Source organism: Salmonella sp. NW1250, from assembly GCF_051812965.1.
Lineage (GTDB): Bacteria > Pseudomonadota > Gammaproteobacteria > Enterobacterales > Enterobacteriaceae > Salmonella > Salmonella enterica.
In genome coordinates this window covers 203,473-219,585 of record NZ_JAMNDD010000004.1, presented here as the reverse complement: position 1 = coordinate 219,585, position 16,113 = coordinate 203,473, and the positions used below count along the sequence as shown (strand labels likewise).

Annotated in this window: 13 protein-coding genes, 2 other RNA genes and 1 pseudogene; 6 read left to right on the top strand and 10 right to left on the bottom strand. The window is 53.8% G+C overall.

The window, feature by feature from the left end:
• Positions 1-239: 239 nt before the first annotated feature.
• From bcsE to bcsG, 3 genes are read left to right on the top strand one after another with little or no spacing between them, the layout of a single operon-like run.
• On the top strand, positions 240-1,811 hold the full coding sequence (bcsE, locus tag NBA72_RS08955; RefSeq protein WP_023197652.1) for a cellulose biosynthesis c-di-GMP-binding protein BcsE: 1,572 nt from the start codon (positions 240-242) through the stop codon (positions 1,809-1,811).
• A complete protein-coding gene (bcsF, locus tag NBA72_RS08950; protein WP_000988321.1) occupies positions 1,808-1,999 on the top strand; it encodes a cellulose biosynthesis protein BcsF in 192 nt (63 codons plus the stop codon). Before bcsE ends, bcsF begins: the two co-directional genes overlap by 4 nt.
• Positions 1,996-3,675: a cellulose biosynthesis protein BcsG gene (gene bcsG / locus NBA72_RS08945; protein WP_000192022.1), complete on the top strand. Its 1,680-nt coding sequence runs from the start codon at positions 1,996-1,998 to the stop codon at positions 3,673-3,675. The genes bcsF and bcsG overlap by 4 nt, the downstream gene beginning before the upstream one ends.
• Before the next feature lie 81 nt (positions 3,676-3,756).
• On the opposite strand, the gene NBA72_RS08940 is transcribed toward bcsG, so the two are convergent.
• Complete coding sequence (locus NBA72_RS08940; RefSeq protein WP_001537650.1) at positions 3,757-3,864, bottom strand: type I toxin-antitoxin system toxin Ldr family protein; 108 nt, start codon at positions 3,862-3,864, stop codon at positions 3,757-3,759.
• Between the two features lie 372 nt (positions 3,865-4,236).
• Here NBA72_RS08940 and NBA72_RS08935 point away from each other — a divergent pair.
• Both NBA72_RS08935 and NBA72_RS08930 read left to right on the top strand, forming a co-directional pair.
• Positions 4,237-4,389: pseudogene (locus tag NBA72_RS08935) on the top strand (PLP-dependent transferase); the annotation flags it as partial.
• Between the two features lie 117 nt (positions 4,390-4,506).
• Positions 4,507-5,805: an aromatic amino acid transport family protein gene (locus tag NBA72_RS08930; RefSeq protein WP_001150163.1), complete on the top strand. Its 1,299-nt coding sequence runs from the start codon at positions 4,507-4,509 to the stop codon at positions 5,803-5,805.
• Positions 5,806-5,905: 100 nt separating this feature from the next.
• Here NBA72_RS08930 and dppF read toward each other — a convergent pair whose 3' ends face one another.
• The 7 genes from dppF to NBA72_RS08895 all read right to left on the bottom strand — a co-directional run bounded on the left by dppF (position 5,906) and on the right by NBA72_RS08895 (position 14,668).
• Positions 5,906-6,919 carry a dipeptide ABC transporter ATP-binding subunit DppF gene (gene dppF / locus NBA72_RS08925; RefSeq protein ID WP_042948502.1) on the bottom strand — a complete coding sequence of 338 codons (1,014 nt, stop codon included), beginning with the start codon at positions 6,917-6,919 and terminating at the stop codon, positions 5,906-5,908.
• A complete protein-coding gene (gene dppD, locus NBA72_RS08920; RefSeq protein WP_001196509.1) occupies positions 6,916-7,899 on the bottom strand; it encodes a dipeptide ABC transporter ATP-binding protein in 984 nt (327 codons plus the stop codon). The genes dppF and dppD overlap by 4 nt, the downstream gene beginning before the upstream one ends.
• A gap of 10 nt (positions 7,900-7,909) precedes the next feature.
• Positions 7,910-8,812, bottom strand: a complete 903-nt coding sequence (dppC, locus tag NBA72_RS08915; RefSeq protein WP_000084690.1) for a dipeptide ABC transporter permease DppC — start codon at positions 8,810-8,812, stop codon at positions 7,910-7,912.
• Positions 8,813-8,821: 9 nt separating this feature from the next.
• The gene (gene dppB / locus NBA72_RS08910; protein WP_000938843.1) at positions 8,822-9,841 is read right to left on the bottom strand and encodes a dipeptide ABC transporter permease DppB; all 1,020 of its coding nucleotides are present in this window, start codon (positions 9,839-9,841) and stop codon (positions 8,822-8,824) included.
• A 156-nt stretch (positions 9,842-9,997) separates the two neighbouring features.
• Positions 9,998-11,605, bottom strand: a complete 1,608-nt coding sequence (gene dppA, locus NBA72_RS08905; RefSeq protein ID WP_042948506.1) for a dipeptide ABC transporter periplasmic-binding protein DppA — start codon at positions 11,603-11,605, stop codon at positions 9,998-10,000.
• Positions 11,606-12,160: 555 nt separating this feature from the next.
• The gene (locus NBA72_RS08900) at positions 12,161-13,486 is read right to left on the bottom strand and encodes a uracil-xanthine permease family protein (protein WP_042948508.1); all 1,326 of its coding nucleotides are present in this window, start codon (positions 13,484-13,486) and stop codon (positions 12,161-12,163) included.
• 57 nt (positions 13,487-13,543) lie between these two features.
• The gene (locus NBA72_RS08895) at positions 13,544-14,668 is read right to left on the bottom strand and encodes an aryl-sulfate sulfotransferase (RefSeq protein ID WP_000940810.1); all 1,125 of its coding nucleotides are present in this window, start codon (positions 14,666-14,668) and stop codon (positions 13,544-13,546) included.
• 149 nt (positions 14,669-14,817) lie between these two features.
• On the opposite strand from NBA72_RS08895, the gene NBA72_RS08890 reads away from it, so the two are divergent.
• Positions 14,818-15,825 carry a LacI family DNA-binding transcriptional regulator gene (locus tag NBA72_RS08890; RefSeq protein WP_000290693.1) on the top strand — a complete coding sequence of 336 codons (1,008 nt, stop codon included), beginning with the start codon at positions 14,818-14,820 and terminating at the stop codon, positions 15,823-15,825.
• Here NBA72_RS08890 and NBA72_RS08885 read toward each other — a convergent pair.
• Together NBA72_RS08885 and NBA72_RS08880 are read right to left on the bottom strand one after the other, a co-directional pair.
• A non-coding RNA gene (locus NBA72_RS08885) (RtT sRNA) lies at positions 15,816-15,934 on the bottom strand. The genes NBA72_RS08890 and NBA72_RS08885 overlap by 10 nt on opposite strands.
• Positions 15,935-15,968: 34 nt before the next feature.
• Positions 15,969-16,102, bottom strand: a non-coding RNA gene (locus NBA72_RS08880) — RtT sRNA.
• Positions 16,103-16,113 lie beyond the last annotated feature (11 nt).

Sequence of the window (16,113 nt, the reverse complement as noted above, 5' to 3'; positions counted from 1 at the left end):
TTGCTCCTTTTTAAATATTTCTCACTGGCAGCATTACGCCCCGTCGTCAATACGGGAGAACGCGCATTTTTCATCTTTCCGTGACATCATTTATAATGTGTAAAAATGCAAAGCGCAGAGTTACAGGGCATCCTGCCGGGCAAATTGATTCACATGCTAAATCTGATGCGTTTTAATTTCAATGTTAGGTTTATTTCTGTGCTTTCGCTAGTAAACTGATAAACAGTTAAAATAGTGACATGAGGGACACTGTGGACCCCGTATTTTCTCTCGGCATCTCATCATTATGGGATGAACTGCGCCATATGCCAACCGGCGGCGTCTGGTGGGTTAACGCCGATCGCCAGCAAGATGCCATCAGCCTGGTGAATCAAACGATTGCGTCACAAACGGAGAATGCAAATGTCGCCGTCATCGGCATGGAAGGCGATCCTGGCAAAGTAATCAAATTAGATGAATCTCACGGTCCGGAGAAAATCCGCTTATTTACCATGCCGGATTCAGAAAAAGGGCTATACTCTTTGCCCCACGATTTGCTTTGTTCTGTTAACCCGACGCATTACTTTTTCATTCTTATTTGTGCAAATAACACGTGGCGGAATATAACGTCAGAAAGCCTGCATAAATGGCTGGAAAAAATGAATAAATGGACTCGTTTTCATCACTGTTCATTGTTGGTTATTAACCCTTGTAATAATAGCGATAAACAGTCCTCGTTGTTGATGGGTGAGTATCGCTCACTTTTCGGCCTCGCCAGTTTACGTTTTCAGGGCGACCAACATTTGTTCGATATTGCCTTCTGGTGTAACGAAAAAGGCGTCAGCGCCCGACAGCAGTTATTGCTGTGTCAGCAGGACGAACGCTGGACGCTATCCCATCAGGAGGAGACGGCAATTCAGCCGCGTAGCGACGAAAAACGCATTCTTAGCCACGTCGCCGTCCTTGAAGGCGCGCCGCCGCTCTCGGAACACTGGACGCTTTTCGACAATAACGAAGCGCTATTCAACGACGCGCGCACGGCGCAGGCCGCGACAATTATTTTTTCGCTTACACAGAACAACCAAATCGAGCCGCTTGCTCGTCGCATTCATACTTTGCGGCGCCAACGGGGAAGCGCGCTGAAAATTGTCGTGCGCGAAAATATCGCCAGTTTGCGCGCCACCGATGAGCGCCTGCTGCTGGGCTGCGGCGCGAATATGATCATTCCCTGGAACGCCCCGCTTTCACGCTGCCTGACGCTTATTGAAAGCGTGCAGGGGCAGCAGTTCAGCCGTTACGTACCGGAAGACATCACCACGCTACTGTCGATGACGCAGCCGTTGAAACTGCGCGGTTTTCAGCCGTGGGATACCTTCTGCGATGCCATCCATACGATGATGAGCAACACCCTGCTCCCCGCCGACGGGAAAGGCGTTCTGGTCGCGCTGCGCCCGGTACCGGGCATTCGGGTTGAGCAGGCGTTAACATTATGTCGGCCAAGCCGAACCGGCGATATTATGACCATCGGCGGCAACCGTCTGGTGCTGTTTTTATCATTCTGCCGGGTCAACGATCTGGATACCGCGTTAAACCATATTTTCCCTTTGCCGACGGGCGATATTTTCTCTAATCGTATGGTCTGGTTCGAAGATAAACAAATCAGCGCCGAGCTGGTGCAGATGCGCTTATTGTCGCCGGAACTGTGGGGAACGCCGCTACCGCTGGCAAAACGCGCCGACCCGGTAATAAATGCCGAACACGATGGCCGCATCTGGCGTCGTATTCCTGAACCCCTGCGACTGCTCGACGACACCGCGGAGCGTGCATCATGATGACCATCAGCGATATCGTGCAAATTATTCTTTTTTGCGCGCTGATTTTCTTTCCGCTGGGGTATCTGGCGCGTCATTCGCTACGCCGTATCAGTGATACGACCCGGCTGCTATTTGCCAAACCTCGTTATGTAAAACCAGCCGGAACTCTGCGCCGCGCTACGAAAGTCAAGGCAGACAAAAAATGACTCAGCATACTCAAACTCCATCAATGCCTTCTCCGCTCTGGCAGTACTGGCGCGGTCTTTCCGGCTGGAACTTCTATTTTCTGGTCAAGTTTGGCCTGCTGTGGGCAGGCTATCTGAATTTTCATCCTTTACTGAATCTGGTATTCATGGCGTTTCTGCTCATGCCAATACCAAAGTATCGCCTTCACCGGTTGCGCCACTGGATTGCCATTCCCGTCGGCTTCGCGCTGTTCTGGCATGATACCTGGCTGCCCGGCCCGCAAAGCATTATGAGTCAGGGGACGCAGGTGGCGGAATTCAGCTCCGGTTATCTGCTCGATCTGATCGCCCGTTTTATTAACTGGCAAATGATCGGCGCCATCTTCGTACTGCTGGTTGCCTGGCTTTTTTTATCACAGTGGATTCGGGTCACGGTGTTTGTGGTCGCCATCATGGTATGGCTGAATGTCCTGACATTAACCGGCCCGGTTTTTACGCTGTGGCCGGCAGGCCAGCCAACCGATACGGTGACGACGACTGGCGGTAATGCGGCCGCTACCGTCGCGACAGCGGGCGATAAGCCGGTCATCGGCGATATGCCTGCGCAAACCGCGCCGCCGACGACCGCGAATCTGAACGCCTGGTTGAACACCTTCTATGCCGCGGAAGAAAAGCGGAAAACGACGTTCCCGGCGCAGCTTCCGCCTGATGCGCAGCCGTTCGACCTATTGGTCATCAATATTTGTTCGCTCTCCTGGTCGGATGTCGAAGCGGCAGGCTTGATGTCACATCCGCTATGGTCGCACTTTGACATTTTGTTTAAACACTTTAATTCCGGTACGTCTTACAGCGGCCCGGCGGCCATTCGTCTGCTGCGCGCCAGCTGTGGTCAACCATCGCATACCCGACTTTATCAACCAGCCGATAACGAATGTTATCTGTTTGATAATCTGGCGAAGCTGGGTTTTACTCAGCATCTGATGATGGATCATAACGGTGAATTTGGCGGCTTCCTGAAAGAAGTTCGCGAAAACGGCGGTATGCAGAGCGAACTGATGAACCAGTCCGGCCTGCCAACCGCCCTGCTGTCATTCGACGGCTCGCCGGTATATGACGATCTGGCGGTCCTGAACCGCTGGTTGACAGGGGAAGAACGTGAAGCCAATTCCCGCTCCGCGACGTTCTTTAACCTGCTGCCGCTGCACGATGGCAACCACTTCCCCGGCGTCAGCAAAACGGCGGATTATAAAATCCGCGCGCAGAAACTGTTCGATGAACTGGACGCCTTCTTTACCGAACTGGAGAAATCCGGGCGTAAGGTGATGGTGGTCGTCGTACCGGAGCACGGCGGCGCGCTGAAGGGCGACAGAATGCAGATCTCAGGCCTGCGCGATATTCCCAGCCCCTCCATCACCAACGTCCCGGCGGGCGTGAAATTTTTTGGCATGAAAGCCCCGCATGAGGGCGCGCCGATTGATATTAATCAGCCGAGCAGCTACCTGGCGATTTCCGAACTGGTCGTACGCGCCGTGGACGGTAAGCTCTTTACCGAAGACAGTGTGAACTGGAACAAGCTGACCAGCAATCTGCCGCAAACCGCGCCGGTTTCAGAAAACGCTAATGCGGTGGTGATTCAGTACCAGGGTAAGCCCTACGTTCGTCTGAATGGCGGCGACTGGGTGCCTTACCCACAGTAAACCGAAAAAGGCCGCAAGGTTTCCCCTGCGGCCTGGTTCGGGCGCATGTTGCCATTACGGCGGACAGACGCTCAAAACGCGTTACTTCCTGTCACGTAGCCAGTTGACGATCACACTGGCGATAATGCCAGCAATGATCGGCGCCGCCAGATCGTGCCAGAAGGCCACGCCCAACTGCGTAAGCGTCATATAGCCGCCTTGTTGCAATGGCAACCGTTCGCGGCTATCCTTGATGTGTTGAGGTTCAAGTTAGCCCCCGTCAGGTTGCCAGGTTTATACCAGTCAACGTGCGGGGGTTTTCTCTATCCAGCAACCTATGCCGCCGGGGATCAAGCCCCCGCAACATTGCGCCTCACCGGGTAAACCCGGCTTGCTGCTGATATTACGGCAAAATCCCCGTCCCGGCACGGCGCTAACGTGCAATCTGCGTGACGCTTCGCAGACGATTACTTTTATTTGCCAGAATACATTCAGCATTTCTGAGGCTGGCAGTCAGCCGCTCAATTCTGTAAATTATGCCTCCTCGCGGCCAGTCCCGGTGATACCGAAACCCTCGTTCAGCATCCTGCGTCTATGACATATTCGCCTGTTGCGCCAGAGGAATGGCTAAAAGCAGGTATTACCGACGAACTTATCCGTCTTTCAGCGGGACCTGAAGATCCCGACGATATTATTCATGACCTTGAACACGCCAGCAGAAAAGCAGCATTCTGACGATTGCTCGGCGAACCGCTGTCACCGGTTTGCCGCATCGGGTATCAAGGCACTATAGCCTGGTTATAGGCAGCATTCTTTATGAGAGAGCTGCGTATATTTTGGGCAGGGGGCTCTATGCAGGACGACACATTACCATTAAATAACAGTAACGCTACGACCACACCGCTTTCAACGAGATTACCGTTTACAAAATATGATTTTGGCTGGGTGCTCTTGTGTATCGGAATGGCGATCGGCGCCGGTACCGTCTTAATGCCAGTACAAATCGGTCTCAAGGGGATCTGGGTATTTATTACCGCTTTTATCATCGCCTATCCCGCTACCTATATTGTGCAGGATATTTATCTAAAAACGTTATCTGAAAGCGAAACCTGTGACGATTATACGGATATTATCAGTCACTATCTTGGCAAAAACTGGGGCATTTTTCTCGGTGTAATCTATTTTCTTATGATTATCCACGGGGTGTTTATTTATTCCCTGTCGGTGGTGTTTGATAGCGCCTCCTATATCAAAACCTTCGGCCTTACTGAGGCCGATCTTTCGCAGTCTATTATCTATAAAGTCGCGATTTTCGCCGTGCTGGTGGCGATTGCCTCCGGCGGGGAAAAGTTATTATTTAAAATTTCCGGCCCGATGGTGGTGGTAAAAGTCGGGATCATTCTGATATTCGGTTTCGCTATGATCCCACACTGGAACCTTGATAATATTTCCGCCTTTCCCGCCGCATCGGTTTTCTTTCGCGACGTACTGCTCACTATCCCATTTTGCTTCTTTTCTGCGGTCTTCATTCAGGTGCTAAACCCAATGAACATCGCCTATCGTAAGCGCGAACCTGACCGTGTGCTGGCCACCCGGATGGCGATTCGCACGCATCGCATTAGCTATATTACGCTGATTGCCATTATTCTCTTTTTCTCGTTCTCGTTTACCTTTTCGATTAGTCATGAAGAGGCGGTGTCAGCATTCGAGCAGAATATTTCCGCCCTTGCGCTGGCAGCTCAGGTAATCCCTGGCCATATCATCCACATTACCTCTACCATCCTCAATATTTTTGCCGTACTTACCGCGTTCTTTGGTATTTATTTAGGTTTTCACGAAGCGCTTAAAGGTATTGTACTGAATGTATTGAGTCGTATTATGGATGTCAAAAACGTCAACCCACTGTTACTGACATCTGGAATCTGTGTCTTTATCGTGGTTACTCTGGTTATTTGGGTTTCGTTTCGCGTCTCAGTATTGGTCTTTTTCCAGTTAGGCAGTCCGCTTTATGGCATTGTCGCGTGTATTATTCCTTTTTTCCTGATTTATAAAGTAGCGCAACTGGAAAAATTACGCGGCCTGAAAACCTGGCTTATTCTGTTATATGGAATATTGTTGTGCCTGTCGCCGTTATTAAAATTGATTGAATAAGTCGTACCGGAGAGCCATGCCCGGTGGCGCTACGCTTACCAGGCCTACAGGTACGGTGTAGGCTTGATAAGGCGCAGCCGCCATCCGGCATAAAACGCAATTAACTCAGCGGTTTCTGCGGATTTTCATCCTGATCGACGGCAAAGCAGGCCACCAACTGGCCGTCGTACTCTTTAAGCTGCGGCTGTAACTGCGTACAGGGTCCGAAGCGACGGCGGCAGCGGGCGTTGAAGGCGCAGCCCGGCGGCGGGTTCAGCGGACTCGGCAACTCGCCGGTCAGCTTAATCCGCTCACGGCGATCGTCCGGATTCAGCCGCGGCGTGGCGGAGAGCAACGCCTGGGTATAGGGATGACGTGGATTGTTAAAAATCTGCTCTTTGGTCCCTTTCTCCACGCAGCGGCCTAAGTACATGACCATTACTTCATCGGCGATGTGTTCCACCACCGACAGGTCGTGCGAGATAAAGACATAAGACAGCCCCAACTCCTGTTGCAAATCCATCATCAGGTTCAGCACCTGGGCGCGCACCGACACGTCGAGCGCGGAGACCGGTTCGTCGGCAATCACTACGTCCGGATCAAGCATCAGACCGCGGGCGATAGCGATACGCTGACGCTGGCCGCCGGAGAACATATGCGGATAGCGGTCGTAGTGCTCGGTTTTCAGCCCCACCTTCGCCATCATCGCCAGCGCTTTTTCACGACGCTGCGCTTTACTCAGGCTGGTATTGATCAGCAACGGCTCTTCCAGAATTTGCCCCACTTTCTTGCGTGGGTTCAGGGAACCGTAGGGGTTCTGAAACACAATCTGAATTTTCTGCCGCCGCAGTTTCTGCGCGTGCGGATCGTGTTTGAGCAGATCCTGCCCCTGGTAATAAAGCTCGCCGCCGGTTGGCGTTTCAATCATCGTCAGCAGGCGACCCAGTGTGGATTTTCCACAACCGGACTCCCCCACTACGGCCAGCGTTTTACCGCGTTCGAGATTAAACGACACGCCGTCCAGCGCTTTTACCAGCCGTTCCGGAGAAAAGATCCCCTTCTTCACCGGATAGTGTTTTTTCAGGTCGATAGCCCGCAACAGCGGCTGTTGCAAGGTGGCCTCATGCGTACTCATAGTGTGGGCCTCCCGGCATCATCGAGTGGGTAATGACATTTTGACTGACGTCCATCGTCCAGTTGGTTGAGAGCAGGTTCTTCCGCACGACATCTGTCCGTGGCGTAGGGGCAGCGAGGGTTAAGCAGACAACCCGTCGGTCGGTCATATTTCCCCGGCACCACGCCCGGCAGCGACGCCAGACGCGCTTTATCTTGCGCAAACTCTGGTAAGGCACGTAGCAATGCCTGGGTATACGGATGACGCGGCGCGCGGAAAATATCCTGCGCAGCGCCTGTTTCGACGACCTGCCCGGCGTACATGACGATAATTTTGTGCGCCGCTTCCGCCACCAGCGCCAGGTCATGGGTAATCAGCACCAGCGCCATGTTCTCTTTTTGCTGCAACTCCAGCAGCAGCTCAATAATTTGCGCCTGAATGGTCACATCCAGCGCCGTGGTCGGTTCATCGGCAATTAACAGCTTTGGTCGACAGGCTATTGCCATCGCAATCATCACACGCTGACTCATGCCGCCAGAAAGCTGGTGCGGATAGACATCCAGACGAGAAGCCGGATCGGGAATGCCCACCTGGTTCAACAGGTCAATCGCTCGCTGACGACGGGTTTTCTTGTTCCCGCCCTGATGTACCTTGATGGCTTCCATAATCTGAAAGCCAACGGTATAGCAAGGATTGAGGCTGGTCATCGGGTCCTGGAAAATCATCGCCACTTCAGCGCCCACCAGGTTGCGACGTTCCTTCTCGGAAATGCGCTTCAGATCCTGTCCGTTAAAGAGCAGGTTTTCCGCCATCACGCGGCCTGGGTAATCGATAAGCCCCATAATCGCCAGCGAGCTGACGGATTTGCCGGAACCAGACTCGCCGACAATACCGACCACCTCACCCTGCTTCACGCTGTAGCTAATGCGGTCGACGGCTTTGAACGGTGTCCCTTCGTCACCGAAGTGCACCGATAATTGATCTACATTTAATAACGCCATCTCGAACCTCTTACTGCTTCAGTTTGGGATCGAGCGCGTCACGCAGACCGTCACCCATCAGGTTAAATGCCAGTACCGTCAGCAGAATCGCCAGCCCCGGGAAGGTCACCACCCACCAGGCGCTTTGCGCGAACTGCAATACGTCAGAGAGCATGGTGCCCCACTCCGGCGTTGGCGGCTGTGCGCCCATGCCAAGAAAGCCGAGGGCGGCCATATCGAGAATGGCGTTAGAGAAGCCCAGTGACGCCTGAACAATCAGCGGCGCAAGGCAGTTCGGGAAAATATTGACGAACATCTGACGCATTGCGCCTGCGCCCGCCACGCGGGAGGCAGTCACATAATCGCGGTTCACCTCTACCAGAACCGCCGCGCGAGTTAAGCGGACATAGTGCGGCAGCGCCACAAACGTCAACGCCAGCGCAGCGTTGCCGATGGAGGGGCCGAAGATCGCCACCAGCACCAGCGCCAGCAGCAGGCTCGGCAGGGCCAGCATAATATCGACCACGCGCATGATGATGTTATCGACCAGACCGCCGAAGTAGCCCGCGACCAGGCCGAGAATAATCCCCATTACCAGCGACAGGACGACCACCAGACAGCCGACCAGCAGTGACAAACGCGCGCCATACATCAGGCGCGAGAGGACATCGCGACCAACATCATCCGTTCCCAGAATATGCGCCCAACTGCCGCCTTCCTGCCAGACCGGCGGCGCCAGCAGCGCATCACGGAACTGCTCTGCCGGGTTGTACGGCGCAATAAAGTTGGCAAACACCGCAATCAGGATCACGATGAGAACATACGCCAGCCCGACGACCGCGCCTTTGTTGCGTTTAAAATAGTGCCAGAACTCCCGCAATGGCGTCATGGGCGCCGGTGCGGCATTAACATTATTTTCAGTAACCTGTGACATGATGGCCCCTTACTTCTTATGCCGAATACGCGGGTTCACCACGCCGTACAGCAGGTCTACCAGCAGGTTGACGAGAATAATCATCGTCGCTACCAGTAACACGCCGCCCTGCACTACCGGATAATCGCGGCGTTGCAGCGCATCGATCAGCCAGCGCCCCAGACCGGGCCACGAGAAGATAGTTTCTGTCAGAATCGCGCCCGCCAGCAGCGTCCCGACCTGCAGGCCGATCACGGTGACGACTGGCAGCATGGCGTTACGCAGAGCATGGACGATAATGACGCGCATCCTGGTCAACCCTTTGGCGCGTGCGGTACGGATGTAATCCTCCCCCAGCACTTCCAGCATCGACGAACGGGTCATACGCACAATGACGGCCAGCGGGATTGTGCCGAGCACCATCGCAGGCAGGATCATATGCGCCAGCGCATCAATAAAGTTACCCTCTTCGCCCCAGATAGCGGTGTCGATCAGCATAAAGCCAGTCAACGGATTGGTATCATCAAGGAACACCATATCGCTCACGCGCCCGGAAACCGGCGTCAGGTTCCAGTGGACGGAGACCAGCATGATCAGCATCATGCCCCACCAGAAGATAGGCATAGAGTAACCGGTCAGCGCCAGGCCAACGGCAGTGTGATCGAAGATAGAACCGCGCTTCACTGCGGCCAGCACGCCCACCGGAATCCCCACGGCGACGGCAAAAATCATGGCGCAGACGCCAAGTTCCAGCGTCGCTTTAAAGCGAGGTACGAACTCGTCCCACACGGGGATTCGGCTTTTCAGCGAGATGCCTAAATCGCCATGCATCACCCCCCAGATATAATGGAGGTACTGCTGCCACATCGGTTTATCAAGACCGAGTTCAGCCAGCAGTTGAGCATGACGCTCAGGGGAAATACCTCGCTCACCCGCCATGATCATCACCGGATCGCCGGGGATCATGTGGACAAAGGCAAAGGTGAGAAGGGTAATACCGATAAACGTCGGGATAACGAGTCCCAAACGTCGGAGAATGAACTGCAACATAACCCGAATTCTCTCTCATGACGCACGGCCTGGAACCGTGAGTCTGTATTGCTCACAAATCTTATCCCACGCAAACTGCATCGCGGATAAAGCATTACGCCGGATGGCGCTGCGCTTATCCGGCCTACACAACACCGGGGCGCAGCGCTCTTTTAATTATTCGACAGAGACGTTTTCGAAGTGATGTTTGCCTAATGGATCAACCACATAGCCTTTAACTTCTTTACGCACTGGCTCATAAACCGTGGAGTGAGCGATGATTAGCGCTGGCGCCTGGTCATGCATCACAACCTGGGCCTGTTTATAGAGCTCAATACGCTTGTTATGGTCGTCGGTCGCACGCGCAGGCTGAATCAGGTCTTCAAACGGCTTATAACACCATTTTGAATAGTTGGAGCCTTGCTGGGCGGCATCGCAGCTGAACAGCGTGGCGAAGAAGTTATCCGGATCGCCATTATCGCCGGTCCAGCCCATCATCACCGTCTGGTGCTCGCCATCTTTAGCGCGCTTGAGGTATTCGCCCCATTCATAGGTGACAATTTTGGCCTGAACGCCAATCTTCGCCCAGTCCGCCTGGATCATTTCCGCCATACGACGCGCATTCGGGTTATAGGGACGCTGTACCGGCATCGCCCACAGATCGATGGTGAAGCCTTTTTCCAGACCGGCTTCTTTCAGCAGCGCCTTCGCTTTTTCCGGATCGTAGCCATAGTCTTTAATATCGTCGTTGTAACCCCACATTGTCGGCGGGATCAGGTTTTTCGCCGCAATGCCCGCGCCCTGATAAACGGCTTTGATGATGGCCTCTTTATTCACGGCATAGGTCAACGCCTGGCGAACTTTGACATCATCCAGCGGTTTTTTCTGTACGTTATAGGAGAGATAACCCACGTTCAGACCGGCCTGCTCCATCAGGTTGATGTTTTTATCTTCTTTCATGCGCGCAATATCCGCCGGGTTCGGATACGGCATCACCTGACATTCGTTCTTCTGCAGTTTGGCGTAACGCACAGAGGCGTCAGGCGTGATGGAGAAGACCAGACGGTCAATCTGCGGCTTCGTGCCCCAGTAGCCGTCAAAGGCTTTGTAGAGAATGCGGGAGTCTTTCTGATATTGCACCAGTTGGAACGGGCCAGTGCCGACCGGGTTCAGATCCACTTTTTCCGGCGTACCGGCTTTCAGCATGTTGTCAGCATATTCTTTGGAAAGAATAGAGGCGAAGTCCATGGCTAAATCGGCAAGGAACGGCGCTTCCGGACGCGTCAGCACAAACTGCACCGTGTGATCGTCTACCTTCTTCACTTCGCTAATCAGATCCGGCAGCCCCATGCCTTCAAAGTATTCATAGCTGCCGCCAGACACTTTATGGTACGGGTTCTGCTCGTTTTTCTGCCGGTCAAAAGAGAACACGACATCATCGGCGTTCAGCTCGCGCGTGGGTTTGAAATCCTTGCTGGATTGCCATTTCACCCCTTTACGTAGGTGGAACGTATAGGTTTTACCGTCTTCGCTGATATCCCACTTCTCAGCAAGACCCGGGATCACTTCCGTGGTGCCGGTTTTGAATTCAACCAGACGGTTATAGATAGGTACGGAACTGGCATCATAGGTGGTGCCAGACGTAAAGAGCTGTGGGTTAAAGCCTTCCGGCGAGCCTTCTGAACAATAAACCAGGGTTTTGGCCTGCACGCTTGCTGCAACGGTCATGGCCACCAGGCTCAAACCAAGCTTCAGCATCCCTGACTTCTTCAAGGAAATACTCATTCTTCTGCTCCAATTGTGATGTATGTTGTTTTGCCCTTTGCAAAGGCTTTTACCGCCCGGCCTTTTTTGTTTTTTACCTGGTCAGGTCAGTAGTGAGAGGTGGGGATTCCGTTCGCATAATCGACTGAGTTGCAGTGCGGATTCTCCATAAAATGCCCCTCATTCCCTACAATCTGTCAATAGAATGTCAAAACGTCAATACAGGTAACCAGCTTTTACAACAACGGTGAGAATTAACAAACAAAGATTAAAAAAAGTTCAGAAGGGTATTTTCAGCAGGGAAATTTGTGCTATAGGCAGAAAGGCAGAGTTATTCACTTAATATTTTGCAACAGTTAGTGATTAACAATTAGACATTAATTGAAAAATTTCTTTCGATATGTTGATTATCTGAGCGATTAATACCACTAACGCTAAAACGCACAGGCGAAAATGCTGAGGTTATCCATAAGCCGTGTGCAAAAAAGAGTTACCCGGACATTGAAAAACACCATCGAATATGTCACAAAATTGTAAATAAGTAGGCCGTCGTGCGGCCTACCGCGATCACAAAAACTAACTTTTGACCCTGGCCTGCGTGCGCTTTTCGCTCCAGTTAAACAACGAGTTCACCAGAATCGCCGTCAACGTCCCCGCCGCCATGCCGTTACCAAACACCATCTGCACGCCTGAAGGGAAATTTTGATAAAGACCCGGCACCAGAATAGGCAGCATGCCCATCGCCAGCCCCATTGCCAGCGCGTAGGTTTTGCCCGGTGTGTGCAACGGTTCACGAGCGATCATATCGATACCAATCACCCCGATAATGCTGAACACAATCACCGCCGTACCACAAACCACCGAACCTGGCAGACAGGTCGCCAGACGTACCAGCGGCGCGAATATGGCAATCAGGATTAACAATCCTCCGGCAGCCGCAGTCACGAAACGCGATTTCACGTTAGTGGTGCGTACCACCCCAATATTTTCGCCGGAGGTGATAATTAAGGAGGTGCCAAAAATCCCCCCCAGCAGCGACATTACCGCATCACCACGAATGGTACGTGGAATCGTCTGCTGCACATTTTGCGTGGAATTGACTATTTCCGCGGTCGCAATCGTTTGCCCGGTTGCTTCAGCCATAGAGATGACCGCGTAAATCAGTAACGGTAGCGAGGCGGAGAGATCAAAAATCGGCCAGCCGAACGGCAAAAGCTGTGGGAAACTAAACAGCGGCCCGTGACTAACACCGCTAAAATCGGTGCTGCCCAGCGCCATTCCCAGCAGCGTTCCCGCTAAAAGGCCGAACATCACCGCCAGCTGGCGCAAAATACCGCTAAACGCCAGCGCGAAAATCAGCGTTATCAGGATAGTTCCCAGCGATAAAATGATACTGGTTGGATGAGCGAAGTCGGCGCTCCCTGGCTGGCCAATGATCAACCCGCCGTACAGGCGAATAAGGTTAATCGACACCATTAGCAGCATGATGCCAATGATAAAGGGGGGAAAATGGTGCAGGCAGCGGCGGAAAATCGGCAACGCGATAAAGTAGAACAGCGAGGTCAGAATTACGGCGCCAATCGCGGTCTGGATATTGGTCTGTAAAGCGATCGCAACGAAAATCGCAATCGGCGCGCCCCCCGGTACCATAATAAACGGCAAACGCGCGCCCACCCCTTTCACACCCAGGCTTTGCAAAATAGCGCCCAGACCGCACATCAGAAAGGTCGCGCTAAGTACCGAGGCGGTCACCGTATCGGTAAAGTGGAGCGCTTTGGCGATCAGAAAGACGGAGGTAATGGGGGTGGCGGCAACGACCAGCACATGCTGAAGCGCCAAAAGTAAGGTGGTTTGCCAGGGTAATGCATCGTTATCCGGCGTAGTAAGGCCAGGTTGCGGCATGATTAACTCCCATAAAACATCAAAAAAATAACCGCCAGCGCGGGCTGGCGGTCTGTATTATTTCAACCAACTAATGGCATCAGCGGCATAGCGATGCGCACGGAAGGCGCTGTTCTGTTTTCCAGGAATAATGCCTTTACTGAGGTGCTCCGGATATTCATTAAAGAACGGAATGATATATTCCCATACCGTTTCGCCTTCCGGGGTGACTTCAAACAGGCGGCCAAATGCCGATTCACAGATAAAGGTGTTGCCGTTCGCCAGCCGCTGCGCGCTCCCCATATACGGCGAGAAAAACGCCGGCGGGAAGATATCGCGATACTGCCAGGTAATCGCTTTGGTCTGCGGATCGAACTCCAGCACCGTGGAATGCGGCGAGGTGACGCCGGGACGCAGGTTGCCGTTATCGAAAACCAGAATCGACCCGTTCTCCATCTCAACCGGCGTGTGCTGCTGCGCTACGACTTCCGGCCCTGCATGCCAGATAACCTTCCCGCTCTCTTTATCCACGGCAATGACGCCGGAAGTGGTACGCAGGCTCATCAGTACCAGGCCATCACGGGTGACGGACAGGCCGTTAATCATCGGCCAGTGGCGGCGGTCGAAAATATCATGAATCGGGAAATCTTCCGGATTCAAATGCTCCCAGGCACGCCATTCCCAGACCACTTCACCGTCGCGATTGACCTCTTTGACGACGTCGCTCTGAATCACGCCGTCCGGCGCATCACGTCGCGGGTCGCCGCCGGTAACACGGGCGGCGATATCGGCAGGCAACGGCGACGCGGCGGTATACAGCAGATTACCGTTCGCCAACCATTGCGCATCATGGTGATGGTAAATATCTTCGTAATGCCAGACGATTTCGTTATCCGGCGTCACTTCGTAGAAGTCGCCGCCGTGCCAGAGATCCCACGCCGGATAGAGGTTCGCTGAAGCGCGGTGGCTGCCGTTATAACCCAGATTACCGTTCGGCAGCAGCACCGCATCACGCCCGGCGCGAACCGGAAGCTGCCACTGATGCGCGACTTCGCCCTGCTCGTCCACCAGATAAACCCGCCCTTCGGCGGTTTGCGGCGCAAAAAGCGTATAGCCGCCAAAGCTCTTCGCTTTATCAGCGTAGATAAGGCCCGCCGGACGGCGTCCAAGGGTGAAAGTCGAATCCTGAGTTAAGTGTGCCACATCGCCTCCTGAGGAATAAATTTGCGCCAAAATACCCCATTAAAACGTTTTAATGAAGAGTTTTTTACGATCACCATCGAAAAAAAGCAAACGTTACCGTCTGGTAAATATGCTACCCTGTGCGCAAATTTTCGCAGGTCAGGAAGCAGATGGCTGTTCAAAATAAAAAACGCGCAAAGTTGATTGATGTTGCCCGCCATGCAGGCGTATCGCCAGGGACGGTATCCAATGCATTGCACAACACCCGCTTTGTCGAGCCGCAGACGCGACGGCGTATTGAAGAGGCCATTGCTGCGCTCAACTACACGCCGAATATTCGCGCCCGCCAGTTGCGAACCGGCAAAACCAATACCATTGCCTTGCTCTCTTCGGTGCCGCTGGCGATTGCCTCCGGCGCGTCACGACTGGGATTTATGATGGAGGTGGCGTTAACGTCCGCGATGATGGCGCTGGAAAAACAGCATGCGCTGATTCTGGTGCCGCCGGGGGCAAATCCACTGGATGCCGTCAGCTTTGACGCGGCGATCCTGATTGAGCCGGCGGAGAACGACCCGCAGCTCCAGGCGCTGGTGCAAGCGGGCATTCCTTGCGTCACCATTGGCCGCACGCCGGGGACCGACACGCCTGTGCCGTGGGTTGAGCTGCACTCGGCGGCAACAGCACAGCTTCTGCTAACGCATCTGGAGGCCTCCGGCGCCAGCAAATGTGCGTTATTTGTCGGTAACACTCGGCGAACATCAGTTCTGGAGAGCGAAGCGGCTTACCAGCGCTGGTGCGCGGGGCGCCAGGCCCCCGTCGTCTACTCTCTCAATGAAAGCGAGGGTGAAAATGCCGGCTACCAGGCCGCGCAGCAGCTATTACAGGCGCATCCCGACGTTGACGGCGTGCTGGTGCTGATCGACACCTTTGCCAGCGGCGCGGTACGCGCTTTTCAGGAACAGGCAGTAGCTATCCCGGAGCAGATGCGCGTGGTCACCCGCTATGATGGTATCCGCGCGCGCGAATCGCTGCCGCCGCTGACGGCAGTGAATATGCATCTTGATGAGGTGGCGCGACAGGCAATCACGCTCCTGTTTGCCGTTCTGTCGGGTGAGAAGATCAGCTACAGCGACGGGATCATGCCTGAACTGGTGGTGAGAGCGTCAACCTGCCGGTGATAGAGGATGACTCGCCCTGCGGGCCGTTGCTGACGCAACGTTTTCTCGCTTCGCTCGGGTCGAACCTCTTGCCCCCGGAGGTTCTCATCCTCGTCAGGCTTCAGATACAAAAAACCCTGCTCGTTGAGCAGGGTTTCTGAATTTGGTCGGTGATAGAGGATGACTCGCCACTGCGTGGCTCGCCCTGCGGGCCGTTGCTGACGCAACGTTCTCTCGCTTCGCTCGGGTCGAACCTCTTGCCCCCGGAGGTTCTCATCCTCGTCAGGCTTCAGATACAAAAAACCCTGC